The 23550-nt window shown below is 63.4% G+C and carries 24 protein-coding genes and 1 pseudogene; 17 read left to right on the top strand and 8 right to left on the bottom strand.

Annotated elements, in window-relative coordinates; all coding sequences use genetic code 11:
* Positions 1–15: 15 nt before the first annotated feature.
* From ACIQUG_RS05485 to ACIQUG_RS05445, 9 genes and pseudogenes are all read left to right on the top strand, one after another.
* The gene (locus ACIQUG_RS05485) at positions 16–405 is read left to right on the top strand and encodes a hypothetical protein (protein ID WP_402318283.1); all 390 of its coding nucleotides are present in this window, start codon (positions 16–18) and stop codon (positions 403–405) included.
* A pseudogene (locus ACIQUG_RS05480) lies at positions 290–1609 on the top strand (terminase large subunit domain-containing protein); the annotation flags it as partial. The gene ACIQUG_RS05485 and the pseudogene ACIQUG_RS05480, both read left to right, overlap by 116 nt.
* A 61-nt stretch (positions 1610–1670) precedes the next feature.
* On the top strand, positions 1671–3311 hold the full coding sequence (locus ACIQUG_RS05475; RefSeq protein ID WP_402318280.1) for a hypothetical protein: 1641 nt from the start codon (positions 1671–1673) through the stop codon (positions 3309–3311).
* Positions 3311–3799, top strand: coding sequence for a hypothetical protein (locus ACIQUG_RS05470; protein ID WP_402318277.1), 489 nt, complete (start codon positions 3311–3313; stop codon positions 3797–3799). Before ACIQUG_RS05475 ends, ACIQUG_RS05470 begins: the two co-directional genes overlap by 1 nt.
* A gap of 26 nt (positions 3800–3825) precedes the next feature.
* Complete coding sequence (locus tag ACIQUG_RS05465; protein ID WP_402318274.1) at positions 3826–4659, top strand: hypothetical protein; 834 nt, start codon at positions 3826–3828, stop codon at positions 4657–4659.
* Entirely contained in the window at positions 4656–4859 is a 204-nt protein-coding gene (locus ACIQUG_RS05460) for a hypothetical protein (protein WP_402318271.1), read from the top strand. The genes ACIQUG_RS05465 and ACIQUG_RS05460 overlap by 4 nt, the downstream gene beginning before the upstream one ends.
* Positions 4859–5101: a hypothetical protein gene (locus ACIQUG_RS05455; protein ID WP_402318268.1), complete on the top strand. Its 243-nt coding sequence runs from the start codon at positions 4859–4861 to the stop codon at positions 5099–5101. Before ACIQUG_RS05460 ends, ACIQUG_RS05455 begins: the two co-directional genes overlap by 1 nt.
* Positions 5034–5237 (top strand): hypothetical protein, encoded by a 204-nt coding sequence (locus tag ACIQUG_RS05450; protein WP_402318265.1) that lies wholly within the window; start codon positions 5034–5036, stop codon positions 5235–5237. The genes ACIQUG_RS05455 and ACIQUG_RS05450 overlap by 68 nt, the downstream gene beginning before the upstream one ends.
* Positions 5224–5598 (top strand): DUF1515 family protein, encoded by a 375-nt coding sequence (locus ACIQUG_RS05445; RefSeq protein ID WP_402318262.1) that lies wholly within the window; start codon positions 5224–5226, stop codon positions 5596–5598. The genes ACIQUG_RS05450 and ACIQUG_RS05445 overlap by 14 nt, the downstream gene beginning before the upstream one ends.
* A 108-nt stretch (positions 5599–5706) precedes the next feature.
* Here ACIQUG_RS05445 and ACIQUG_RS05440 read toward each other — a convergent pair whose 3' ends face one another.
* Positions 5707–6735, bottom strand: a complete 1029-nt coding sequence (locus ACIQUG_RS05440) for a GlxA family transcriptional regulator (protein ID WP_402318259.1) — start codon at positions 6733–6735, stop codon at positions 5707–5709.
* 301 nt (positions 6736–7036) lie between these two features.
* Here ACIQUG_RS05440 and ACIQUG_RS05435 point away from each other — a divergent pair, with 301 nt between their 5' ends.
* Complete coding sequence (locus ACIQUG_RS05435) at positions 7037–7870, top strand: alpha/beta fold hydrolase (RefSeq protein WP_402320580.1); 834 nt, start codon at positions 7037–7039, stop codon at positions 7868–7870.
* A gap of 74 nt (positions 7871–7944) precedes the next feature.
* Positions 7945–8910 (top strand): MBL fold metallo-hydrolase, encoded by a 966-nt coding sequence (locus tag ACIQUG_RS05430; RefSeq protein ID WP_402318257.1) that lies wholly within the window; start codon positions 7945–7947, stop codon positions 8908–8910.
* A 71-nt stretch (positions 8911–8981) separates the two neighbouring features.
* On the opposite strand, the gene ACIQUG_RS05425 is transcribed toward ACIQUG_RS05430, so the two are convergent.
* A complete protein-coding gene (locus ACIQUG_RS05425) occupies positions 8982–10094 on the bottom strand; it encodes an NADH:flavin oxidoreductase (protein ID WP_402318254.1) in 1113 nt (370 codons plus the stop codon).
* Position 10095: 1 nt separating this feature from the next.
* The gene (locus ACIQUG_RS05420) at positions 10096–10488 is read right to left on the bottom strand and encodes a RidA family protein (RefSeq protein WP_192446452.1); all 393 of its coding nucleotides are present in this window, start codon (positions 10486–10488) and stop codon (positions 10096–10098) included.
* A gap of 141 nt (positions 10489–10629) precedes the next feature.
* Between ACIQUG_RS05420 and ACIQUG_RS05415 the strand changes: the two genes are divergently transcribed.
* Positions 10630–11523 (top strand): LysR substrate-binding domain-containing protein, encoded by an 894-nt coding sequence (locus tag ACIQUG_RS05415; protein ID WP_402318251.1) that lies wholly within the window; start codon positions 10630–10632, stop codon positions 11521–11523.
* A gap of 18 nt (positions 11524–11541) precedes the next feature.
* Here ACIQUG_RS05415 and ACIQUG_RS05410 read toward each other — a convergent pair whose 3' ends face one another.
* A complete protein-coding gene (locus ACIQUG_RS05410) occupies positions 11542–11844 on the bottom strand; it encodes a hypothetical protein (protein ID WP_043626645.1) in 303 nt (100 codons plus the stop codon).
* Positions 11845–12128: 284 nt separating this feature from the next.
* Here ACIQUG_RS05410 and ACIQUG_RS05405 point away from each other — a divergent pair, with 284 nt between their 5' ends.
* The 5 genes from ACIQUG_RS05405 to ACIQUG_RS05385 all read left to right on the top strand — a co-directional run bounded on the left by ACIQUG_RS05405 (position 12129) and on the right by ACIQUG_RS05385 (position 17692).
* Complete coding sequence (locus ACIQUG_RS05405; RefSeq protein WP_402318247.1) at positions 12129–13373, top strand: RDD family protein; 1245 nt, start codon at positions 12129–12131, stop codon at positions 13371–13373.
* An 86-nt stretch (positions 13374–13459) separates the two neighbouring features.
* Positions 13460–14686, top strand: a complete 1227-nt coding sequence (locus ACIQUG_RS05400; protein ID WP_402318244.1) for an RDD family protein — start codon at positions 13460–13462, stop codon at positions 14684–14686.
* Positions 14687–14895: 209 nt separating this feature from the next.
* Entirely contained in the window at positions 14896–16671 is a 1776-nt protein-coding gene (locus ACIQUG_RS05395; protein WP_402318241.1) for an SLC13 family permease, read from the top strand.
* A gap of 51 nt (positions 16672–16722) precedes the next feature.
* Positions 16723–17001: a hypothetical protein gene (locus ACIQUG_RS05390; protein ID WP_402318238.1), complete on the top strand. Its 279-nt coding sequence runs from the start codon at positions 16723–16725 to the stop codon at positions 16999–17001.
* Positions 17002–17212: 211 nt separating this feature from the next.
* Entirely contained in the window at positions 17213–17692 is a 480-nt protein-coding gene (locus ACIQUG_RS05385) for an SRPBCC family protein (protein ID WP_402318235.1), read from the top strand.
* Here ACIQUG_RS05385 and ACIQUG_RS05380 read toward each other — a convergent pair.
* The 4 genes from ACIQUG_RS05380 to aspT form a co-directional block, all read right to left on the bottom strand.
* The gene (locus ACIQUG_RS05380; protein WP_402318232.1) at positions 17689–17904 is read right to left on the bottom strand and encodes a 4-oxalocrotonate tautomerase family protein; all 216 of its coding nucleotides are present in this window, start codon (positions 17902–17904) and stop codon (positions 17689–17691) included. The genes ACIQUG_RS05385 and ACIQUG_RS05380 overlap by 4 nt on opposite strands.
* 175 nt (positions 17905–18079) lie before the next feature.
* Positions 18080–19759 (bottom strand): aspartate:alanine exchanger family transporter, encoded by a 1680-nt coding sequence (locus tag ACIQUG_RS05375; RefSeq protein WP_402318230.1) that lies wholly within the window; start codon positions 19757–19759, stop codon positions 18080–18082.
* Between the two features lie 177 nt (positions 19760–19936).
* Positions 19937–21589, bottom strand: coding sequence for a bifunctional aspartate transaminase/aspartate 4-decarboxylase (locus ACIQUG_RS05370; protein WP_402318227.1), 1653 nt, complete (start codon positions 21587–21589; stop codon positions 19937–19939).
* Between the two features lie 57 nt (positions 21590–21646).
* Positions 21647–23335, bottom strand: a complete 1689-nt coding sequence (gene aspT / locus ACIQUG_RS05365; protein ID WP_402318224.1) for an aspartate-alanine antiporter — start codon at positions 23333–23335, stop codon at positions 21647–21649.
* Positions 23336–23550 lie beyond the last annotated feature (215 nt).

Here is a 23550-nt window from a genome sequence, read left to right as displayed (position 1 = left end):
CAGGAGCAAATCCCGATGACAGTGAAACCCGCCAAGGACCCGAAAACCGGGCGCTTTCTGCCGCGCACCGGAGGCGGTGGCACCGTCCCCCGGGCGCGCACGCGCAAGGCAGTGCGCACCAAGCTCGGCGAACTCTTTCTCGAAGACATGCTTTCGGCCTGGGAAGCCAGAGGTGCGGCTGCGATCCACGCGCTGATCGAGAAGAACCCGAATGATTTCCTGAAGACGATAGCGGCGTTGATGCCGAAGGACGTGACCATCAATGCCAACCAGATCGGCGAGATGACGGATGAGCAACTTCTCGAGCGGATCCGCAAGCTCGACCAGACCATCAAGCCTTTCCTCGCTTCTCAGGGAGCGGATGGAACTGGCGATGGAGATCGGGCGGCGGCAGAACACGAATAGGCTCTCCTACTATCAGCCCTATGCGAAGCAGACGGAATTTCACGCGGCAGGTGCAACCTTTCGCGAGCGGCTGTTCATGGCCGGCAACCAGCTCGGCAAGACGCTGGCGGGCGCTGCCGAAGCGGCAATGCACCTGACCGGAGACTATCCTCATTGGTGGGCGGGCCGACGGTTCGACCGGCCGATCACGATGATCGGCGGCTCGGAATCGCACGAGCTGACGCGCGATGGCGTGCAGCGGCTGCTCGTCGGCCCGCCAATGAGCGAGGAGGACTGGGGCACCGGCTATCTGCCGAAAGCGGCTCTTGCCGGCTGGACCCGACGCTCCAGCGCGTCCGGCGCGCTCGACAGCGTGACGGTGCGCCATGCGAGCGGCGGTACTTCGACGCTGCTTCTCAAAGCCTACGAGCAGGGGCGGGCGAAGTGGCAGGCCAACACGGTGGACTATGTCTGGTTCGACGAGGAGCCACCGGAGGATGTCTATTTCGAGGGCATCACCCGCACCAATGCGACCGGCGGCTCGGTCGCCGTGACGTTTACGCCGCTGAAGGGCATGAGCTCGGTCGTCAGCCGCTATCTGCTCGAACCTTCGGAGGACCGGACGGTGGTGACCATGACGATCGACGATGCCGAGCATTATACGCCGGAAGAACGGGCGAAGATCGTCGCGAGCTATCCGGCGCATGAGAAGGAAGCGCGCACCAAGGGTGTGCCGACGCTCGGCTCGGGCCGGATCTTCCCGGTGACGGAGGAGCAGATCCGGGTCGAGCCTTTCGAGATCCCGAGACACTGGGTGCAGATCGGCGGGCTCGATTTCGGCTGGGACCATCCGTTCGCAGCGGTGCTCTGTGCCTGGGACCGGGACGCCGACGTCTTCTACGTGACCCGCTGCTACCGCGAGCGTGAGGCGACGCCGATCATCCATGCGGCCGCACTGAAGCCTTGGGGGCCCTGGCTGCCCTGGGCCTGGCCGCATGACGGGCTGCAACACGACAAGGGCTCGGGCGAGCAGCTTGCCGCGCAATATCGCGGGCAGGGGCTCGTGATGCTTCCCGAGCGCGCAACCTTCGACGACGGCAGCAACGGTGTCGAGGCGGGGGTGCTGGATATGCTGCAGCGGATGCAGACCGGACGTTTCAAGGTGTTTTCCACCTGCGGCGACTGGTTCGAGGAATTCAGGCTCTACTCGGCGCGGGCCGGGCAGAAACGTCAAACGGCGGACTTCGGTCCGAACGTAATCGAAACATCTAACGGAGGAGCCCCTGATGGCCGAGCCGACTTCAAAGTTTCAGCCGGAGACGCTGGATTTCATCGCCCGCAACGCGCGCGTCGCGGACCATGTAACAAAGATACTGGGTGTATCTCCGAGGGCGGTTTCAGGCGCACTTGCGAACGAGTACGACACCCGCCACAACAACAGCTTGCTCGCGAGCTGGTCTGGAGCGCCCGTGCAGTGGCTAGGGGATGTCTTCGCCAAGAGAAATTACTTTGGTGGCGTTGACCATGAAGCGCTCGAGGAGAGCTATGCGACGACCGCGCTCACCCCGCTCGCGCGCGATCTCGTTGGTGATGCCACCGCTGCCGCGATGAAGACGAGGCTTGGGCTCGCAGCCGTGGCGTCGTCTGGATCGGCGGGCGACCTGACGACTGGCAAGCTCTCTGACGACCGGTTGCCGTCCACGATGACGGCAAAGACCATCACGGGGGCTTTGACGGCTCAGGGGTTTGTGACCACGGGGGCAAACCATGGGATTGAGTTGGGGCCGCCGAACACGGCGAACACCCCGTTCATTGACTTCCATTCAGGCGGGAATGGAGCCGACTACGATGCACGCATTATGGCCTCAGGCGGTAACGCCTCGCTCGGACAAGCAGGCCTGACGTACATTGCGCATGGCGGACATTACTTCACGGGTGGCATCATCGGCGTCGGCGCGGCGTTTTCAAGCAACGTGTCGGCGGTCAATTTCGTTGCTTCCGGCGGTTCCGGCGGCGCAATGTACATCCTGTCCAACAGCGACAGAGTACTTGCATTCCAGTCGGCGGCGTCGGTAACTCGCGGCACGATTGTTTCGAGCCAAGCGAACTCAGCGATGCAGATCGGCGTGTGGAACACTTCCGGTGTGTTTCAGCAGTTGGCGAGCTGGCACGAAACTGGTCTTTATTCGTGGTCTGGCCACATCGCTCGAGTTGGAGGCAGCGGACTATCCGGAGAAATCCAACTGCTCACCAACAACATCGGTCACAGCTATCGCATGATCGGGGTGAACGACGGCGGCTTGTATATTCAACGGTCCAGCGATCGTTTCGTATCAAATGCACCGACGCTGCTTTCTTGGAACGGGATGAATGAAGCGACGTTCCCGAACTATATATATGCCCCTCGGTTTGTAGCAACCGCGAATGGTGACGGCCAAGCTATCAAGGTCGGCGACGATGTGTGGCTTGGTGACGTTAACCAAGCAGACACACTCTCCGTTCGCGGTCAGGCCAATTCGGCCAATGGTTGGATACAGTTCGGCTATGGTGGCAACAAGCTCGGTGTCAACGGCTCCGTCGGCGATCGTCTATACTGGGGCGTCAGCTTCTTTATTCAGTCGGACGGCAATATGTACATGCCGATGTGGGGGGACTACCTCGGCAACGTCGTGAACGGTAAGGCCAGCGTCTACACCGGCGGCACCCGCGACGAAACCAATTTCCCGATCGGCCACACCATCCTGGTCGAGACGGGCAATGCGGACATCAAGGAGAGGAATTCCGCCCATGCGATTTATCTCAATTCCAGCTATGGCTACGGCTTTGGCGGGGGTGGGGCGCAGCTTGCTGGAACTTGGCGTGCTCGGGGCGGCTACGATTCGCCGGGGTCGGGTGCGTGGGCTTATTGCTTCGTGAGGACGGCATAATGACATCGATGTCTGTGAATATGGTTCATGCCGTTCGAGCTACCCAAGAAGCCGACGTCTACAACATCCACTGCAACATTACGGATTATCTCGGCGCGTCCTATGACACCGACTACTGCAGTCGTCCTGATGACTCCGTCGGCGTTAATCCGCTGATCCGCCAATGGCTGCGCGACAATCCCGGTTTCCAGATCGAGCCATACATCCCTCCCGATCCGCCCACGGAAGATGAATTGCGGCAGCGGATGCGCAGCCTAACCGCTCGCCAATTCCGCCTCGGTCTGGTGAATGCCGATATCTCGCCATCGACCGTGACCGCAGCGATCGCGGGCATGCCCGTCGGTCCGGATCAGGACAAGGCGCAAATCGAGTGGGAATATGCGACGACGTTCAACCGGACGCATCCGTTGATCGCCACCGTTGGTACGGCGCTTGGCCTTTCTGACGCGCAGATCGACGCCCTGTGGGTGGCTGCGGCCGCGCTTTAAGCGGAAAATTTCCAAGAGGTGAATGCATGAACAGAGCAGCGTTTCACGCAGCCCTGCGCGATCCCGCGTCGGGTGTTTTCAAGACCTATTCTTCAAAGCAGTTCGAAAGCGCGGAAGCGATCGTCCTGGAGGGGCGGCGGCGTGCGGTGAGCCTTTGCCATCTGGCCGCAATTCTCGCCGAGGCCCATCACGAAACGGGCGGCGCAATGCGACCGGTCGAGGAGAACCTGAACTACTCGGCAAGGCGGCTTACTCAAGTGTGGCCGGCCCGGTTTCCGACGCTTGCAAGCGCCGAGCCCTATGCCGGCAATCCGCGCAAGCTCGCGAACCGGGTCTATGGTGGGAGACTTGGCAACGTCGAAGACGATGACGGGTGGGTCTTTCGCGGGCGGGGGCTTGCGCAGATTACCGGTCGCGCGAATTACGGAAAGTTTGGCCTGGTGGAAACGCCTGATCGAGCCTGTGATCCGGCGACAGCCATTCGCATCCTCTTCGACGGCATGGAGCGCGGTCTCTTCACCGGCAAGCGGCTGACCGATTTCGACATGGACGATAGCCGGTCGGCGGTCGCGACCGGTTATCGTTATGCGGCCTCGCGCGCGATCATCAACGGCGACATCAGGCAGAACGGCCCGAAGATCGAGGCCTACGGCCGCGCGTTCGAGGCGGCGTTGCGTGCGGCCGGCTATGGGAGCGAGAGCGCTTCGAGCGATCCGGCTGTCGTTGTGGTCCTACGGCCCGGCGCGTTCGAAAAAACGCCCGGCGCGGAAGGCGTCAACGCGTCGCAAGGGGCCAAATCCAATCGCCTGCGCGGTCTCATCGAGGCGGCTGTCGCGTTTCTTGCACGGTGGGCGAAATGAGTGCCATCGTCATCCGCATCCTGTTGCGATATGGCGCGGGCCTGCTCGTCGCCAAAGGATTGTTGGCGCCGGACGCAGGGCTGGTGCTCGCCGACGATCCGGACGTGCAGATGCTGATCGAGGTGGGCATCGGCCTTTGTGCGGGCCTTCTCTCCGAGTGCTGGTACGTGCTGGCGCGACGTCTTGGCTGGGCGAAGTGATGTTTGCCTGGCCGAAGCTCCTCATCGCCGGCCTTATCCTCGCGGGTCTCGTCTTGCTTATCCATGAGATCCGCGCGGACGGCGCCCGATCCTACGCCAATGCCATCGAAAGGCAGAACAATGACGCTCAGAGCCGCGCTCGCGAGAAGCGCCTTGATTACGATTCCTGCCTTGATGCTGGCGGGGTGTGGGACTTCGCGTCCGGCCAGTGTTCCCGGGCTGCGCGCCGTGGTCGGGACTGATCTTGTCGGCGCGCGCGGAGCGTCGGCGGCCGACCAGCGCCGGATCGACCGCACGGCCGTCGGCCTTTGTGCCGCGGATATCTGGACGAAGGCCGAATGCGCGAAGCACGGGGGCGACGATCATGTCGCAGGCTGAAATCGATATCGTCGTTCATCGCCAGTTGGGAGAACTGGTTGCCGGTATGCGCGGCCTGCAGGAATCCATTCATAGGATCGAGGATGGTGCCAGGCGGGCGGAAGACAAGTCTTCTGCCAGTCAGGCCAGCGTTCACCGGCGCATGGATCAGCTTGCCGAGCGGGTCAACGAACTCGAAGCATCGGCTTCTGCTATCGGCGCCGAGATCTCGGACATGAAGCCCGTGACCGATGATGTCAGGCGGTGGAAGCTCATGGGCATCGGTGCTCTCGGGGTGACGGGCATTGCAGCGATGGCGCTCGGCGTGAGCTTTGCCGAAGCAATCCGGCGGGTCGTGTTCGTGATCGTCGGAAAAGCCTAGCGCCCAGGGCTGCTGGTCCCACCTTTTTTTGATCAAAGCGCCGCGCACCCGAAAGGGTGCGCGGCGCTTTTTGCGTTTGGTGCGCTAAAGGGCTCTGCCCGTCGATGATCACACGGCCGGTATCGGGCTTGCCGGAGCGCCCAAGGCGCGTCCGCTCTCCGAAACCGAGAAGCGAAGGCGATACTCCTTCGGTGACAGGCCCAGGATCTTGCGGAAGATCTTGCGGTAGGCGTTGGTGTCGTCATAGCCGCTCTGCCAGGCAACCTGCTCGATCGAGAGATGCGAGCGCTCAAGGAGGTCGCGGGATTTGGCGATCCTCAGCCGCTGGCAGTATTCGGTCGGGTTGAAGCCGGTCGCCTTCTGGAAGCGGCGCAGGAAGGTGCGGTCGCCGAGCCCCGCGCGCTCGGCCATCATCTGCAGCGTCACGCCCTTGGTGTTGGCGCCGTGCAGCCAGTGCTGGATCTTCAGGATGATACTATCGCCGTGGTCGAGCTTCGGCGCGAAGATGCTGTAATAGCTCTGTTCGCGTGCGCCGGGATCGATGATCATGTAGCGTGCGGTCGCCAGCATGACGTCGGTTCCCAGAAACCGGTCGACGAGTTTCAGGCCGAGGTCGATCCAGGCCATCATGCCGCCGGCGGTGATGATGTCGCCTTCGTCGATCAGCAGCCTGTCGGTGTCGACGCGGATATCGCTATAGCGGTCGGCGATCAGGTCCTGGTGCGACCAATGCGTGGTGATGGTGCGGCCGGCGGCAAGACCGGATTCCGCCAGCAGATAGGCGCCGCCGCAGACGGAGCAGATCGTCGTGCCGCGCTGATGCTGTTCCCGCACGAAGGCGGGCAGGGCGCCGATGCGATCGCCGACCGGCAGATCGGCAAGCGTCGGCGGCAGGATCAGCGCCACAAGGCCTGATGAGGCCCCCTCCTGGGTGTCGCGCGATTTTGCCACCGAACCGTCTTCCTGAAGCTTCCAATGGCTGATGCGGATCTGCGGCGCGTCCCTGCCGCTCTGTTCGACCGACTGCATGCTCGCCACCTGGAACATGTCGGTCAGCCCATGGATCGCCGACATCAGGGCGCGGGGATAGACGACGATACCGATCTCCGCCGGTTCGCTTGTCGATCGTTTTGTCACTTCTGCCCCCATCGTTGTCAGCTTTGCCGGTCGAGAGGTTAGGCCCGCCGATTTATCAATTCAACCATCGCTTCCACGGTTCGGAAGCAGGGCAACAGAGATCGAAGAGGTGACGACAATGACACAGGAAAAGGCAGTTTCCGCAAGCGTTTCCAACAGCATCTCCCGCCGCACGGTTCTCTCGGCCGCCTTCGGCGCTGCCGCCACGGCAGCCACGGTCAATGCGATCAACACGCCGGCCAAGGCCGCATCAACCACTGCAACAACCGCCGGCGCGTCCGGCACGAAGGGAGCAAACACCATGGGCAGCCGCATCATCACCCGCGATGGCGTCGAGATCTATTACAAGGACTGGGGTCCGAAGGATGGCCCGGTCGTCGTGCTCAGCCACGGCTGGCCGCTGTCGTCGGACAGCTGGGAGGCGCAGGCCTTCCACCTTGCCGCCAACGGCTTCCGCGTTGTCACCCATGATCGCCGTGGCCACGGCCGCTCGTCGCAGCCCTGGGACGGCAACGACATGGATCACTATGCCGACGACCTTGCTGACCTGATCAACGCGCTCGACCTGAAGGACATCTTCCTCGCCGGGTTTTCGACCGGCGGCGGCGAGATCAGCCGTTATATCGGCCGCCACGGCACCAGTCGGATCGCCAAGGCCGGCCTGATCTCGGCGGTGCCGCCGCTGATGGTCAAGACCGACAAGAACCCCGGTGGCCTGCCGAAGGAAGTCTTTGACGGCCTGCAGGCGGCGAGCCTCAAGGATCGCTCCAAGCTCTACCGCGACATCGCGTCCGGTCCGTTCTTCGGCTTCAACCGGCCGGGGGCTGTCGCGTCTGAAGGCATGATCGACAGTTTTTGGCTGCAGGGCATGATGGCCGGCCACAAGAACACCTACGACTCGATCGTCGCTTTCTCGCAGACCGACTTTACCGAGGACCTGAAGAAGTTCGATGTGCCGACGCTGATCATCCATGGCGACGACGACCAGATCGTGCCGATCGATGCGGCGGCGAGAGCCTCGAAGACACTGGTGCCGCATGCGGAGCTCAAGGTCTATGCCGGCGCACCGCACGGCATCACCGACACCCACAAGGAGCAGCTCAACGCCGACCTGCTCGCCTTCGCCAAGGCGTGATGGTTGTTCGCCGGTGCCGCCCCGCAGGCGGCACCGGCCCCCTTTGTCAAACGCTTCAGCCAAGGATCAGAACCATGACCTCTTCCCACAATCCCACCGATGCTTCCGGCCCAGATCGTCGTGAATTTCTTGCAGGTACCAGTGCGGTTGCCGCTGCCGCCCTTCTCCCGAAAGGCGCCCATGCCGCAGACATCAAGCGTTTGCGGCATGGCGACTTCGATATCTCGGTTGTCAGCGACGGTTTCATCATGCTGCCGGTCGGCATCGTTCTGCCGGATGCAACGGCGGAAGAGCGGCCGGAGATCATGCGCCGTCTCGGCGGCACGCCGGAACGCGCGCCGTTTCACACCAACATTCCGGTCATTCGCAGCGGCGACGATCTGATCGTGGTCGACGACGGCTCGGGCACTCGGTTTCAGGAAAGTGCCGGCAAGCTTCACGCCAACCTGCTCGCAGCCGGCATCGACCCGAGCGCTGTGACGAAGGTGGTGCTGACACACGCCCATCCCGATCATGCGGGTGGTACCGTTGGCGCCGATGGCAAGCTCGCCTTTCCGAATGCGCAGTATTTCGTCTCGGAGGGGGAATGGCAGTTCTGGACCGATCCCAACTTCGAAAAGGCGATGCCGCAGGTGCTCCATGGCTTCGCCAAGGGCGCGCAGCGCGATCTCTTCGCGGTCAAGGACCGGCTGACCCTGGTAAAGCCCGGCGACGAAATCGTCAGCGGCATGCGGGTACTCGACACGCGGGGTCATACGCCCGGCCATATCTCGCTTCAGCTTTCCGGCGGTGACGGCGCGGGACATGAGGGGCTGGTGATCACGGGCGATGCGGTGACCAGCAACATCGTCTTCTTCGAGCATCCCGATTGGCATTTCGGTTTCGACACGGATGCGGAGCTGGCCTTGAAAACCCGCAAGGCCCTGATCGACCGGGCGGCGTCCGAGCGGCTGGCGCTGCTTGGCTATCACTGGGCCTATCCGGGTATCGGGCGGGCCGAGCGCAACGGGGCGGCCTATCGTTTCGTAGCGGCGGAATGACCGCCTGGAGCCGGTCATCACTGGGACAGTTGACGGGCGCGCCTCCTGCGAGGCGCGCCCGTTTCTTTGCTTCAGAGGGCCAGTTCGCTGTCCTTGATGTCGCTGATCGGCGCAAGGAAGGACAGCTCGAGCGGGCGCAGATCCCTGCGTTTGCCGGTGAGCCGCGGCCAGTCGGGGTTGACGAGCGCACCGCGGCCAAGCGCGATCATGTCCGCTCCGGCAGCCATCACCTCCTCGGCACGGACGAGATCGTGCAGGCTGCCGTTGGCGATGAGGAAGAGGCGCGGCGCGTGGCGGTGGGCCAGCGCGACGAGCGAGGCGTCGCCACCCTCGAAGGCCGGCTGCCAGGCTTCGAACTCTGCCACATGCACGAAGTCCGCCGGGCTTTCGGCGAGCGCCGCGAACACGCGGGCAGCACCTTGTTCGCGTTCTGCCCATTTGTGCCGGAAGTCGTTGACCTTCCCCTGCGAGAGCCTCAGACCCAGCGGAACGTCGGGGCCGATCGCAGCGCGCACAGCCTTCAGCACCTCGAGCGACAGGCCGAGACGCTCAACGATATCTCCGCCCCAGCGATCCGTCCGCCGGTTCGAAAAGTCGGTGAAGAACTGGTCGAGCAGGTAGCCGTTGGCGCCGTGAATCTCGATGCCGTCGAAACCGGCAACCTCGATCGCAAGGCGAGCGGCACTGGCGAAACCTTCGATCGCCTCGGCGATTTCGGCGTCGCTGATCTCGCGAGGCAGGGCATAGGGTCCGTCGCCGTGATAGCCGGTCATCTGGCTGCCCTTCGGGCGCACGGGGGAAGGGCCTACTGTCTCGGGCCGGTGCGGATTGCCCTGCGCCAGCGCGCCGCCGTGCATGAGTTGCGCGAAGATGCGCCCGCCTTCTGCATGGACCGCCTCGACGATGGGCCGCCAGGCGAGGGCCTGTTCCTGGTCGGTCAGGCCTGGCTGGTCTTTATAGGTCTGGGAATAGACCTTGTCGGTGTAGATGCCCTCGGTCGTGATCAGGCTGAAACCGCCGCGGGCGAAGCGCTGGTAGTAGCTCCGCATACGTTCGCCGGGTACACCCGCGGCCGAGGCGCTGATGCGGGTCATCGGCGCGACCGAGAGGCGATTGGCGAAATCAAGCCCCTTGAGACGGGTCCCGGTAAAGGCGGGGGACGCGATGCCAAATGGCGCGTTCATGTCACTTGCCTCCATCGAGCGCGATCGCTTCGATCTCGATCAGCGCGTCCGGTGAATAAAGCGAGGAGACCTCGATGATGCTGTCGGCCGGATAGGGGGCTGAAAACCACTTGCGGCGCAGTTCGATGATTTTTCCGAAATTTTCCATCGAACGCAGGAAGATCGTGACCTTGACGATCTTGTCGAGCCCGGATCCCGCGGCCTTCAGCGCCCGGTCGAGGTTACGGAAGGCCTGTTCGGCCTGGCGGTCGAAATCGCCGACGCCGACCAGATTGCCGTCGTCGCCGATTGCCGCCTGACCGGAGACGAAGACGAAGCCATTGGCCTTGATCGCCTGGGAAAGCAGGAAGGGCGCATAGGGATCCGGCTGGGTGACGACCTGTTCGAGAGACATGGGATGTCCTTTCATGCTTGAGATTTTCTCAGCTTGGCGCTGTTGCCTTGGCTGTTGATCCCAATATGCTAGGGCGAGCATGGGCTGACAAAGAGTGATTTCTCAGTCAATGGATGAGGTGAAATCATCTATGAGGATGGAATGAGAAAGTTGCCGCCGCTCGGTGCACTCAGGGTTTTTGAAGCGGCTGCCCGGCGGATGAGCTTCAAGCTGGCGGCCGAGGAACTGAACGTTTCTGCCACTGCCGTCAGCCACCAGATCCGCCAGCTGGAGGAGATTTTGGAGGTCAAACTCTTCGAGCGCGAGACGCGGCAGGTGCATCTGACGGCTGCCGGCAAGGCGCTGTTTCCGGTGCTGCGTGATGGGCTCGACCGTTTCGAGCAGGCGATTGCCGATGTGCGCCGCCAGCAGGCGGGCAAGGTCGCGCGGCTCACCTCCACCGTCGCCTTCGTTGCCAAGCGGCTGGCGCCGCTCGCCGGGTCGTTTCGCGAGGCCTATCCGGACTGGACCTTGCGGCTCGACGCCTCCAACAGGACGATCGACCTGGAGGCGGATGCGGATGCCGCGATCCGGTTCGGCGGCGGGCACTACCCGGGTCTCGTCACCGAGCCATTGTTTGCCGATCGTTTTGCTCCGGTCTGCGCGCCGAGACTGGCGCCGGCAAGTGTGGCCGATCTCAAACGGGAAACGCTCATTCATTTCGACTGGGGCCCGTCACGCCGCAATGATCACCGCGCGCCCGTCTGGCGGCATTGGCTGGAGCGGGCGGGCGCGCTCGATGTCGATGCCAGCGCACAACTTTCCTTTACCGATGAGATCCACGCCGTCCAGGCGGCGGTTGCGGGGCAGGGCATCGCACTCCTGAGCCTGACGCTCGTGGCGGACGAACTCGCCTCGGGCATCCTCGTTCAGCCTTTCGACTTGACGCTCGAGAGCGACCGCTACGACCTCGTCTACAGTCCGCGCATGGCGGACCGGCCTGCAACTCGCGTGCTTCGCGATTGGGTACGCGCGCAGTTTAGCGGCGATGCCTGATCCGTGAGGTGATCTCGCTCAGTCGTCGAAGCCGAGGAAGTCCGGCGCCCAACGGCGGCTGGTGAGGCGCAACGAACGGTCGGGCTCGATGATGTACGTCTCGTAGACCTTGCGGCCGTAGGAATCGATGAACTGGTGCGGCACGATGCTGCCGACGGGCGCCTTCTTCAGCTTGGTGCGTGGCTGGCCGCCATAGGTGATGCTGCCCGGAATCGGCTGGAGGTTCGGCGAGTAGCCGTAGGTGAGGTTGGAGGGGCCGGTCGAGGCCGTGCAGCCGCTGAGAAGCAGCACGACGGAGAGGGCGGCAAAAGCGTGTTTCATGTCGGCGATCCTCAGATGGCTATGTCAGGCGCACACCGCGTCAAACGTCAGGCGGAAACGCCTTGGACGATCGTTACCGGTACGGTCCAGCACTCTCTTCTAAAGAGTAGCGCTTAAACGGAAAATTCCAAGTTCTGTCATGCGGAATCCCGCAAGCAATGCTTGCAAATGTTCACGAATTGTACCAGTTGTGGAAAGTGTGATCGCCACAGTTGCGGCCGGTTTGCGTGCAACCTGAAGTTCGAATGTGTTACGAGCGGTTTGGACGCGCTTTGGGAGGTGAAATGGCAGCGTGGCACTATGTGATCGGGTCGGAGCGAAACGGGCCCGTCAGTGACAACAGACTGCTGGCGATGATCGCGCGAGACGAGCTTTCACCGGATGTACTGGTCTGGCGGGATGGGCAGGCGGAATGGATCCCGGCACGCGAAACGCGGGAGATCGGGGCGGCAGTGCGGCGGGTGATGCCGATGCCGGCCCCACAGGCGGCACCGCCACCGTTGCCTCGCTATCCACTGGCCCGCCCGTGGCCGCGCTTTCTGGCGCGCGTCTTCGATCTGCTGCTGCTTTACATACCGGCCATATTCGTCTTGTCCCTAGCGGCGTTTGCGCTGCCGGAGGACATCGTCGATCTCAACCCGTTGGTGCTGCGTGCGGGGGCGGGCGATCTCTCATCGGTGTTTTCCCTAATTCTTCTCGTACAATTGGTGAGCTTCGCCATTCTGGCGCTGATCACGGCCGCCTTCGGAACGTCGCTCGGCAAGCTGATCTTCGGCGTGCGCGTCGTGCCGCTTCTCGGGCAGAAGCGGCTCGGCTTTCACCTCGAGCGCGAATTCACCGTCTGGCTGCGCGGGCTCGCGCTTTCCATCGTCCCGGCCTCGATCGTCACAGCGATCCTTCAGTATCGCCGCGTGACCGAGGGGCAGCCAGCCGGCTACGACGAGCGCAAGGCACGGGTCGAGGGCAAGCCGATCTCCGGTGTGCGGCTTGCCGGCGGCGTTGTCGCCACACTGTTGGCACCGATCCTCCTTGCTGTATTGCTTACGGTCGGTCTCAACCAGTTCCCTATGTCCAAGAAGGACTTGGACGTCGTGGCGTCGACCCGATGGATGAACCCGGAAACACTGGGCGAAGCCCGCTTCGATCGCCCCTTCAAGGCCGACACGGTCAAAGGCGCCGGAAACGTCAATACCTATTTTGAGGCGCAGGACCTGTCGGTCACCATGCTCTTCGAACACGACACCGACGTCGGCGTAGCCGTCGGCTCTGCAGAATATGCCAAGCTCTGGGACGCCGACCTGCAGAAGTTCTTCACCGTTACATCGCCCTGGCGACCTCTGACGATCGACGGAAAGCGTGCCTATCGCGCATCGGCCGCGTCTGTGGGCAATGCCTTGGGGGATATCGAGCTGACCTTCGTTTTAACCGAAGCAGGGGCCTGGAGAATTGTCGTTTACGCCGGTGCTGCAAAACTTGCCGATCTCGACATGGAGCGAAACGTGACGGCGCTGTTTGAAACGATCGATTGAAATGGGGCGCCTTGCGCGAACGGGCTTTCCGGTTCGCAGCGCATGAATTTATTCGCGCACGGGCGCGTGAGGTCTTGGGGGAAGAAATGACGCTCTGGCACTATGCCGTCGGCAGCGAGGAAAAGGGTCCGATTGACGAACCGGAGCTCCTTGCTCTCGTCAGGACGGGCGCTTTGGCGCTTGACACGCTGGTCTGGCGGTCGGGCAGCGGCGACTGGAGGCGCATCGCCGATGCGCCCGAGCTGATCGTGGAGCTCGAGCCGGAGCAGCCGGCGAGCGAACAGCGGCACGAAACGTTGCCGCCGATCCCGAGCCTGCCGCTGGCACGGCCCTGGGCGCGATTCTGGGCAACGTCGCTGGACCTCGCCCTGCTGTTCTATGCGGCGAACCTCATGCTCACGTTCGCGGTCCTTCTTCTTCTTCCCTGGCCAGTTCTGCAACTCTATTATCAGGAGTGGCGCATCGCCATCCTTGCGGCGGCAGTATTCGCGAGCGCCACGATCGCCGTTGTGCTGCGCGCGTTCATCATGGCGCTGTTCGGCACGTCGCCCGGAAAGGCGCTTTTCGGCGTTCGTGTGGTGCAGCTGAACGTGCAGCCCCGAGGGCTGTTCCATCTGACCCGCGAGCTGATGATGTGGCTGAAGGGCCTGGCGCTGCATATCTTCCCGCTGGTTTTCGTCACGCTCATCCTGCAATACAGCCGTGTCGCGCACGGCGAGCCTGCCGGTCATGACCGGGGACGGGCCCGTGTGGAGGGGCGCCGGATTTCGGGGACGCGCTTTGCCGTCGGTGTCGTGGTGGCGTTGGTTATTCCGGTCGCATTGGGCAAGGCCATGGACCCTGCGGCGACCTGGATGGTGTCCGCTCTGACCCCGCCGCCACCGATGCAGACCTTCGTCAATCCGGTGACCAGCAGGCAGACGACGTTCGAGGCGGCCTGGGTCGTTGAGGATCTCTCGCGCGACAACATGCTCTTTGCGATCAGCTCGGACCAGGCAGGCGGCGGCATCTATTTCGGGCACGAGCAAATCCCGGCAACAATGGACGAACGGCAATATGCCGAGGTGCTCGCCGAGCTGCAGGCAAGGGCGGGATACGAGGCGAGCGCAGACTGGGCGCCGGTGATGATCAACGGCCAAGGGACGATGCGCCTGGCGATGAAGTCGATCAAGGAACCGGACACCACCGCGGAGATCACCATTGCACTGCGTGGGCGAGACGCCTGGCGGATGGTTACCTTTCTGATGGAGGGTAAGAAGCGGGACGAGGCGTTCGCCGCGCTGGAGGCGGCCGTATTTAGGACCATCGAGTAGCGAGGCGGCAGGACGTCCACCTCGCCCTCGGACGCGGCCGCGCGATCGATGCGCTTCGCACTCATGCCCAGATTTGTCGCTGAGGTGAATTCCGATTTGCCGAAACATGGGTTACGTCTTGTGTGAACTTCTGGGCGGATCGCGCGTTTCGGCCTTTGCCAGCCGCACGTTCCGTCCCGCCCAGTCCCTTCGCCGAACCCGGATATTGCATGACCGCCGATCAGTCCCTCGCGTTTATCGTCATCGGCGCCATGATGGCCTTCTTCATCTGGGGGCGGTTTCGATACGACGTGATCGCCTGTTCGGCGCTGATGCTGGCGGTCGCCGTCGGCATCGTGCCCTACGATCACGCCTTCGATGGTTTCAGTGACGACATCGTCATCATCGTCGGCAGCGCCCTGATCGTCAGCGCCGGGGTGGCGCGCTCGGGCATCGTCGACGCCGCCATCCAGCGGTTCCTGCCGAACATCTCCTCGGTCCGCGCACAGCTCGCCCTGCTGGTCATCACGGTGACGGTGCTATCCGCCTTCATCAAGAACATCGGGGCGCTGGCGATCATGCTGCCGGTCGCCTTCCAGTTTGCCCGGCGGTCGAATGTTCAGCCTTCGGTCTTCCTGATGCCGATGGCCTTCGGCTCGCTGATCGGCGGGCTCATGACCCAGGTCGGCACGTCGCCGAATATCGTCGTGTCGCGCGTGCGCCAGGAACTGACCGGCGAGAGCTTCACGATGTTCGATTTCACACCCGTCGGCGCGACGCTGGCGCTGGTCGGCTGCATCTTTCTGCTGTTTGCCTACAAGCTGGTGCCGCAGCGCACCAGCCAGCAGATTTCCGTGCATTCGGCGATCGAGATCACCGATTATACCTCCGAGGCGGTGGTCGCCGCCGGTTCACCGGCGATCGGCAAGGCACTCAGCAATCTGGTGAAGCTCGGCGACGGCGGTGCCGTCGTCATCGCCATCTTTCGCCGGGGCCTGCATCTGGCGCCGCTGCCCGACGTGACGCTCGAGGCCGACGACATCCTGCTTTTTGAAGGCGGCCCCGGAGCGCTCGATCGCATCGTCTCGCAAGGCAAGCTGAAGATTGCCGGCGACCGCGCGCCGCATGGGCGGGAAAAGGCCGGTGACGAGATCGAGGCGATCGAAGCCGTGGTCGGCAGCGGTTCGCCGCTCGAAGGCATGTCGGCGCAGCGCCTGGCGCTGTTCAACACCCACAACATCAACCTGCTGGCCGTCAGCCGCCAGGGCGAGAGGCTGAAGCAGCGGCTCGGCAGCATTCGCCTAAGGGCCGGCGACATCATCGTGCTGCAGGGTGCACGGCGCGAGCTGACGCACTTCCTCCAGGACTTCGGCTGCCTGCCGCTGGCGCAGCGCGAGATCCTGCTCGGCACCACCCGCAAGGCGCCGCTTCCGCTTCTGGTTCTGGCGGCCGCCATGGGCTCGACGGCGGTCGGTCTCGTGCCGGTGCCGATCGCCTTCTTTGCGGCGGCTCTTGCCATGGTCGTCTTCCGCATCATCCCCTTGCGCGACTTCTATCGCTCGGTCGATGGGCCGATCCTTGTGATGCTGGCGGCGCTGATCCCGGTCAGCGATTCCTTGCGCACGACCGGGGGGACCGATGTCATAGCGCAGTGGCTCGGCACGGTTGCCGCCGGTCTGCCGCCGGCCGGCGCGCTGACGATCATCCTGCTTGCCGCCATGGCGGTGACGCCGTTCCTCAACAATGCCGCGACCGTGCTGGTCATGGCGCCGATCGCCGCCAGCTTTGCCGGTGCGCTCGGCTACAAGCCGGAAGCCTTCCTGATGGCGGTTGCCATCGGTGCCGGCTGCGATTTCCTCACTCCGATCGGCCACCAATGCAACACGCTGGTCATGGGGCCGGGCGGATACAAGTTCAGCGACTATCCGCGCCTCGGCCTGCCGCTGTCGCTGGTGATCGTGATCGTCAGCATCCCGACCCTGATGCTGGTCTGGCCGCTGCGTTAGGCGGTCTCGGTACGCGGTTCGCAGCAGTCCTCACCTTCGGAAAGTGACACCATGGAAGATCGCCAGATGCTGACCCTCAAGGCACTTGCACTGATGGTGCAGCAGTATCTTGAGGAGCGTTCCGATGGTTCGGTCGATAGCTACGCTATGTCGGCTGGCGAAAGTGCAATCGAGGCGCTTGCGGCATTCGGGTACATGGAGGTGTCGGAGTTCGGCGCGCGATTTGGACGCTGGACCGATGCAGGTCGCGCGCTATTGTCCTGGGACGACAGCCGGTCGGCGGCCTCCGAAGCTTTCCCTGCGCCACATCCGTCTCCACGTAGTCGCTAGCCGGGGTGCGGAAAAATCGGCCCGCCGGCTGCCTGATGACGACCCGGCAACTGTCAGCAGCCGGTGCTGATGCCGGTCTGGCCGCTGCGTTATGTGTGGCTGCCGCGCACACGCGTGCTCTCGCAGAAATAGCGGTTACCGTGTACAGGTAGACGCGCGGTAGTACCGCCGCAGGCTTGCCTATCCGTGAGGACCAAAGGGAGAAGACGGTATGAGCCCCAAGCCCACCGGCCACGTCAGTGGCAACGACCTGATCCTGACGCGCACGTTTCGTGCCCCCATCGACGACGTCTGGACGAGCGTGACAAGGTCCGAGAGCACCGCGCTGTGGTTCGGGCGCTGGGAAGGCGAAGCCGGCCCCGGCAAGACCGTGCGGCTGCAACTGCTCCATGAGAAAAGCCAGCCATGGACGGATGTCTTGATCGAGGAATGCGCTGCGCCGCACCGCCTGGTCGTGGTGATGAAGGATGACGCCGGCGCGTGGAGGATCGAGCTGACATTCACGCAGAAGGGCGATGAGACCGAGTTGCAGCTGCTGCAGACGCTGAGCGACCCGAAACTCGCGGGAGACGTCGGGCCGGGCTGGGAATACTACCTCGACATGCTGGTCGCGGCGCGCGCCGGCAAGTCCCTGCCGTCATTCGATGACTACTACCCCTCGCAGAAGGCTTATTATCTGAAAGAGGTCTAGGGTGTGTCCGTCTTGGCCTCTTGCCACAAGTCGGTCAGTGTGACGCCTTTCCGGCCCCAATTGTCGGTATCTATTTCATCGATCACGACAAATACGTATTCGGGGTTGCGGCCCAGCTCTTCGACAAGAACTTCTGTCATCCTTCGGATAACGGCGCGCTTCTGATCGACGGTCGCGATCCCTTTTGCGATCTCAATTTTTACGTAGGGCAACTGCTAACCTCCGCGTTTCCAGATCCGCTCCCGTCTCATGACGGCGGCCGATGATGACTGGTCCGGCGCAGAGTTGCCATCCCCGTCGAGTCCTCCAGCACTCGGCGCAAGCGAGACTGTCGCAGCCTATGGTGATGGGGTATGGCCGGCAATCATTGTAGGCAGCGTCAGGCGCCTAACCCAGCACCGTAACAAGGATCGCGCCCCATAGGGCGAGCAGCACGTTGCCGATCGCGTAGCCGAGGCCGTAGCCGAGTGTCGGGACCTTGCTTCCGGCCGCCTCCTGCACGGCGGCAAGCGCCGGTGCCGAGGTGCCGGCGCCACAGCAGGTGCCGGCGAGCACGCCTTCGTTCATGCGGAAGACCCAGCGGCCAAGCGCGAGCGCTGCGACATGCGAGATCGCGCAGATCAGGAAGCTGGCGATGACCAGTGCCGGGCCGGACTGGACGAGGCCGGCAACGAAGCTCGGGCCGGCGGAGATGCCGACGCAGGCGATGAAGGCGCAGAGCCCGACGCTGTCGAAGAACCAGAGCGTCGCCTCCGGCACGAAGCCGAAGGTGCGCCGCACCGAGCGCAGCCAGCCGGCGCAAAGGCCGGCAATCAGCACGCCGACTGCGACGCCGAGGCCGATTTCGAGCGCGCCGAGCTTCAGGGCGGGGATGCCGACGAGGCCGCCGAGGAAGATGAAGACGCCGACGAAAACCATGTCGGTCGCCGTCGTCTCACGGTCGGCATAGCCCAGAAGCGTGGCCGCTTCCTCGACATGGCGCCTGGCGCCGGCAATCGACATCACATCGCCGCGGCGCACCGTCAGCCCGGGAAAGATCGGGATCGGCTGGCCGGCGCGCAGAATGCTGCGCAGGAACACCGAGCGCGATTCCGGCTGCTGCCGCAGCTGCCACAGGCGTTTTCCGGCGACATCCTTGTTCGTCACCACCACGTCCAGCACTTCGACGGGAATGTCGAGAAGGGTGCGGTCGTCGATTTCGGTGCCGATCCGGCTGGAATATTCGACGAGGAAGCCGCGAAGGCCGGCAACGGCGATGACGTCTCCGGCCTGCAGGCGCTCCTTGGGTGCTGGGGTGATGATCGCCTCGCCCCGGCGGATCTGCTCGATATAGGCCTTCTGGTTTTCGGGGACCTTGGCTTCCGCTTCGGCAACAGTCAGTCCCACCAGGGCGTCGGCAATGACGAAAGCGCGCGCCTCGATCTCGCGGCGCGCGGTATCGCCGCCATTTTGCGGGGCGATCTTGAGCTCCGCTTCGAGCTCGGCGCAGGCGTCCTTCAGGCTGCGGCCGAACATCCGCGGCGCCAGCTGCGACTGGACGAGGATGGCGGTGACGACGCCGACGAGATAGGCGACCGCGAAGCCCGTCGCCACGGCGGATTCGAACTGGCTTGCCGCCTCCGGCGTCGGTGCCGTCTTGCGGAAGGTGTCGATCGCAACGCCGACGGTCGCCGATTCCGTCGCACCGCCGGCAAGAACGCCGGCGGCCGTGCCGAGGTCGAAGCCGAAGAGCATGGAAAGCACGATCGCCACGCCGAGGGCGACGACGCAGAGCGTTACGGTCACGGCGATCTGCGGCAGGGCATCGGCGTTGAGGCTCTGGAAGAATTGCGGGCCGGTGCGGTAGCCGATGGCAAAGAGGAAGAGCAGGAAGAAGGCCTGCTTCACGTCGTTGGAAAGCTCGGCTCCGGTCTGGCCGATCAGCACGCCGGCGAGCAGGCAGCCGGTGACCGCGCCAATGGTGACCCCGAAGACGGTGATCTTGCCCACCGCGTAGCCGATGCCGAGCGCCAGGAACAGGGCGAGTTCCGGATGCGCGCGCAGAATGCTGAACAGGTGATCGATCACGCGGCGTTTCCTCTCGGTGCCAAGCCGAAGGATGCCGCTTCAGCTGGATGATGCGCTGGTTGCTGGGCCGGCGGAAGACGGTCGCCAGCCGGAAATGCGGGGATGCTTGCCGGGCGAAGGAAACGCCGGCCAGGTGTTGGAGAGGGCGGCCGACATTTTGCCGGCCGCCCTCGGTGGTCAGCTGATTTTCAGGCCTTTCGCCGCCTGGTAGGTCTGGACGTAGCCGCGCGCCACCGAGCGCACGGCGCGGCCGATCTGCGAGTAGGCATCGTCATTGAGGTTGGCGAAGGAGACGCGCGCCGACCAGCTCGGCGCGTCGAAGCCGGAACCGTTCAAGAGCACGATGCCGTGGTCCTCGGCAAGCCTGAAGGGGATGTCGAGCGGGTGGATGTTTTCCTTCACCCAGGCGACGACGTCTTCGCCGACATATTTGCGCAGCCAGAACTCGAAATCGATGATGCCGTAATAGTGGTCGAAATAGATGCCCGGATTGGAATCGACCCCCATGCCCTCGATCAGGTTCCAGAACCGCTTGGTGCATATGGCGATGCAGGCCTTCTGGTAGACCTTGTCGACATCCATCAGCTCGACCAGGCTGAAGAGCGACATCATCACCTGTTGCGGCAGCGACAGGCCGGCGGTGTGGTTGAGCGCCACGTCGCGGCTGTCGGCGACGATGCGGTCGATGAACTTCACGTCGCGCGGCTTCGGCGTCATCGCCTTGTAGCGCTTTTCCAAGAGCTTCTGGATGGGCTCGCCATGGGCCTTGATCTTCTCGTCGAAGATGTTGTCCTGCGCCACGGCGATGACGCCGAGGCGCCAGCCGGTGCAGCCGAAATACTTCGAGTAGGAATAGACGCCGATCGTGTTGCGCGGCAGATGGCCGAGCAGCGACTGGAAGCCCGGTACGAAGGTGCCGTAGACGTCGTCGGTGAGCACGATCAGGTCGGGGCGCTTCTTGTTGACCAGGTCGACGAGGCGCTTGATCGAATCCGGGTCCATCGCAACGGCGGACGGGTTACCGGGGTTGACCAGGAAAAGCGCCTTCACCTTGGGGTTTTCGAGTGCCTTGATGTCTTCGTCGGTAAACTGGAAGCGGTCCTCCTGCTCGGCGCTGACATTGATGGTCTTGAGGTCGTAGTCCTCCAGTTCCGGCATTTCGAGATAAGGCGTGAAGATCGGCGTGCCGAGCGCGATCGTGTCGCCGGCGTTGAGCAGGCGGGCGTTCTTCAGCGCCTTGAAAATGTAGCACATGGCGGCGGTGCCACCTTCGACCGGATAGAGGTCGAACTGCGCCTTTGGCCGGTGACCGGCGCACATCGCCCACATCAGATATTCGTGGGTGATGATCTCGTTGTGGTGCAGCGCGCGGTCGGGCACCGGGTAGTTGTCGCCGATGATCGAATCCGTCAGCTCGTGCACGAAGGCGTCGGCATCGAAGCGGAAGGTTGTGATGGCGTAGTTGACGGCGTCGGAGAGCGTCTTTGCCGGCGGAACGCCTTCGTCCTCTTCGTCCCAGTCGGCGGTGCTTTGAAGCAGCTTCTTCGTCCACTTCTCAAACCGCGCATGGGCGCCGTCCTGCGGCGGCATGCCGGCGACACCTGCCTTCGGATCGTAATAGGCGCGCTTGGCTTCCGTCAGCGCGAACTGGCCGAGCAGGAAGAAGGCTTCGCGGGCGCGCGTCGCCGTCCAGTTCGGGTTGCCGCGGCCGGCATTGAGGAAGGCCTTGGCGGCCTTCTGGGAGCTCGTCTTGGCGAGCTTGATCAGTTCGTCCTTGATTTCGAACGGGCTGAGATCGGAGATGCTGTCGTAGAATTTTCTGTCCAACATGATCCACACTCCCTGTGATCTGTGAATTGTGATCGATGGTCCCGACTGTCGCCCGCCTCAGGCGAGCATGATGACGATGACGAGGCCGAAGATGGTGAGCAGCGTGTTGCCGATGGCGTAGGGCATGCCGTAGCCGAGTGCCGGCACCTTGCTCTTGGCGGCCTCCTGGATCATGCCGAGCGCTGCCGTCGTCGTCCTGACCCCGGCGCAGGCGCCAAACAGGATCGCCGGGTGGAACTTGAAGACGTAGTGGCCGATGAGCACCGAGGCGATCATCGGGATCGAGGTTGCCACCACGCCCCAGATGAACAGCGATATGCCGACCTCCTGAAGACCCGCGACGAAGCCCGGGCCGGCGCCGATGCCGACGACGGCGATGAAGATGTTGAGGCCGAGCGTGTTCATCAGCCAGAGCGCCGGCGACGGGATCCGCCCGAAGGCCGGGTAGGTGGTGCGCAGCCAGCCGAGCACGAGACCGGCCAGCAGTGCGCCGCCAGAGGTCGAAAGACCGATCGGGATGCCGCCGATCGTAATGGTCAGGGCGCCAACCATTGCACCGATGAAAAGCCCCCAGCCGAGGAAGGCGATGTCTGTCGTCTCGACAGGTCGATCGGCAAAGCCGAGCGCCTTGATCGCCGCTTCGACATGCCGCTTGGCCCCGCCGATGGTGACGATGTCGCCGCGCTCGACGGTGGTCCCGGGCAAGACCGGGATCTCGACCAGCGAACGGATGATCTTGCGGGCATAGACGCCGCGCGCCCAGTCCATCGTGCTGACTTCCGCAAGCGTCTTGCCGGCGAGCGCCTTGCTGGTGACGTAGACATCGAGGACTTCGGCTTCGGCGTTCAGAAGTTCCTTGTCCTCGACCTCGACAAGCTTCGAATCGAGATTCTCGACGAGCAGGGAACGTCGGCCCGAGAAGGCGACGACGTCACCCGGCAGCAACACGGTGTTGCCATCGGCCTCGATGATCTGGCTGCCGCGCCGCAGGCGCTCGACGAAGACGCGGATGCCGGGAAGGATGTCCTTCACGGGCGTTCCGGTGAGCCCGCTCGCCTCGTCGACGCGATAGGCCCGAAGACCGAAATCGTGGTAGGCGCTGGTGATGCCGGGCTCGCTGCTGGATGTGCCGCCGCCGAGCTTGGCCTCGTATTCCCGGCAGGCCGCCGGCAGGTCGATGCCGAGAAGCTTCGGACCGAGTTGGGCGAGGATGATCGCCGAGCCGATCGTGCCCCAGATATAGGTGACCGCGTAGGCGATCGGGATCTGGTCGGAGAAGGTCTTGGCCTGTTCCGGTGTGAGCCCCAGCGAGTTGATCTGGTCCGTGGCGACGCCGATAGCCGCCGAAATCGTCTGCGAACCGGCATACATGCCGGCGCCGTAGCCGAGCGGAAGCCCGGCGATTAGCGCGCAGAGATAGGGAACGATGAGGCAGAGCACGAGGACCGAGAGCGCAAAGGCGATCTGCTTGGGTCCGTCCGTGCTAAGGCCCCGCACGAATTGCGGGCCGACGCCATAGCCGACGGCGAACAGGAAGATCAGGAACAGGGTTGATTTCAGATCACCGGAAACCTGGATGCCCAGCTGCCCGATGAGAACACCCGCCAGAAGCGTGGCGGTGACATTGCCCAGGTTGAAGCCCGCGACCTTGATGGGGCCGATCAGGAAACCGATGCCGAGGGCAAGGAAGATGGCGACGGGCGGATAGGTCCGAAGCGTGTCGACGAAGAAATCGATGGGATTCACTGCTGTCCCCTTCAGAAAGTTGAATTGCCATCACTTCATTTTGGGATCTGCGCGGCTAAGTTGAGCTTGTTTCCGGATCGTGTCGATGCCCAATCTTAATCCCGGCAATTGTTGCCTCGGTCGTCGAAATTCTCAACCGCCATAGGGTTACGTGAGCGTAACGTATGTTACATTTCAGCGGTTTTACTTGGGCTGCGCGCTTGGCGGGCGCCGCG

The sequence above is a fragment of the Ensifer sp. NPDC090286 genome (assembly GCF_044769565.1).
Lineage (GTDB): Bacteria > Pseudomonadota > Alphaproteobacteria > Rhizobiales > Rhizobiaceae > Ensifer.
The sequence above is the reverse complement of the archived record's forward strand: the minus strand, read 5'-3'. Positions and strand labels throughout refer to the sequence as shown.

Coding starts and splice junctions, on each gene's coding strand:
- ACIQUG_RS05485 (WP_402318283.1), top strand. CDS start 16: ATGACAGTGAAACCCGCCAAGGACCCGAAAACCGGGCGCTTTCTGCCG.
- ACIQUG_RS05475 (WP_402318280.1), top strand. CDS start 1,671: ATGGCCGAGCCGACTTCAAAGTTTCAGCCGGAGACGCTGGATTTCATC.
- ACIQUG_RS05470 (WP_402318277.1), top strand. CDS start 3,311: ATGACATCGATGTCTGTGAATATGGTTCATGCCGTTCGAGCTACCCAA.
- ACIQUG_RS05465 (WP_402318274.1), top strand. CDS start 3,826: ATGAACAGAGCAGCGTTTCACGCAGCCCTGCGCGATCCCGCGTCGGGT.
- ACIQUG_RS05460 (WP_402318271.1), top strand. CDS start 4,656: ATGAGTGCCATCGTCATCCGCATCCTGTTGCGATATGGCGCGGGCCTG.
- ACIQUG_RS05455 (WP_402318268.1), top strand. CDS start 4,859: ATGTTTGCCTGGCCGAAGCTCCTCATCGCCGGCCTTATCCTCGCGGGT.
- ACIQUG_RS05450 (WP_402318265.1), top strand. CDS start 5,034: ATGCTGGCGGGGTGTGGGACTTCGCGTCCGGCCAGTGTTCCCGGGCTG.
- ACIQUG_RS05445 (WP_402318262.1), top strand. CDS start 5,224: ATGTCGCAGGCTGAAATCGATATCGTCGTTCATCGCCAGTTGGGAGAA.
- ACIQUG_RS05435 (WP_402320580.1), top strand. CDS start 7,037: ATGGGCAGCCGCATCATCACCCGCGATGGCGTCGAGATCTATTACAAG.
- ACIQUG_RS05430 (WP_402318257.1), top strand. CDS start 7,945: ATGACCTCTTCCCACAATCCCACCGATGCTTCCGGCCCAGATCGTCGT.
- ACIQUG_RS05425 (WP_402318254.1), bottom strand. CDS start 10,094: ATGAACGCGCCATTTGGCATCGCGTCCCCCGCCTTTACCGGGACCCGT.
- ACIQUG_RS05420 (WP_192446452.1), bottom strand. CDS start 10,488: ATGTCTCTCGAACAGGTCGTCACCCAGCCGGATCCCTATGCGCCCTTC.
- ACIQUG_RS05415 (WP_402318251.1), top strand. CDS start 10,630: ATGAGAAAGTTGCCGCCGCTCGGTGCACTCAGGGTTTTTGAAGCGGCT.
- ACIQUG_RS05410 (WP_043626645.1), bottom strand. CDS start 11,844: ATGAAACACGCTTTTGCCGCCCTCTCCGTCGTGCTGCTTCTCAGCGGC.
- ACIQUG_RS05405 (WP_402318247.1), top strand. CDS start 12,129: ATGGCAGCGTGGCACTATGTGATCGGGTCGGAGCGAAACGGGCCCGTC.
- ACIQUG_RS05400 (WP_402318244.1), top strand. CDS start 13,460: ATGACGCTCTGGCACTATGCCGTCGGCAGCGAGGAAAAGGGTCCGATT.
- ACIQUG_RS05395 (WP_402318241.1), top strand. CDS start 14,896: ATGACCGCCGATCAGTCCCTCGCGTTTATCGTCATCGGCGCCATGATG.
- ACIQUG_RS05390 (WP_402318238.1), top strand. CDS start 16,723: ATGGAAGATCGCCAGATGCTGACCCTCAAGGCACTTGCACTGATGGTG.
- ACIQUG_RS05385 (WP_402318235.1), top strand. CDS start 17,213: ATGAGCCCCAAGCCCACCGGCCACGTCAGTGGCAACGACCTGATCCTG.
- ACIQUG_RS05370 (WP_402318227.1), bottom strand. CDS start 21,589: ATGTTGGACAGAAAATTCTACGACAGCATCTCCGATCTCAGCCCGTTC.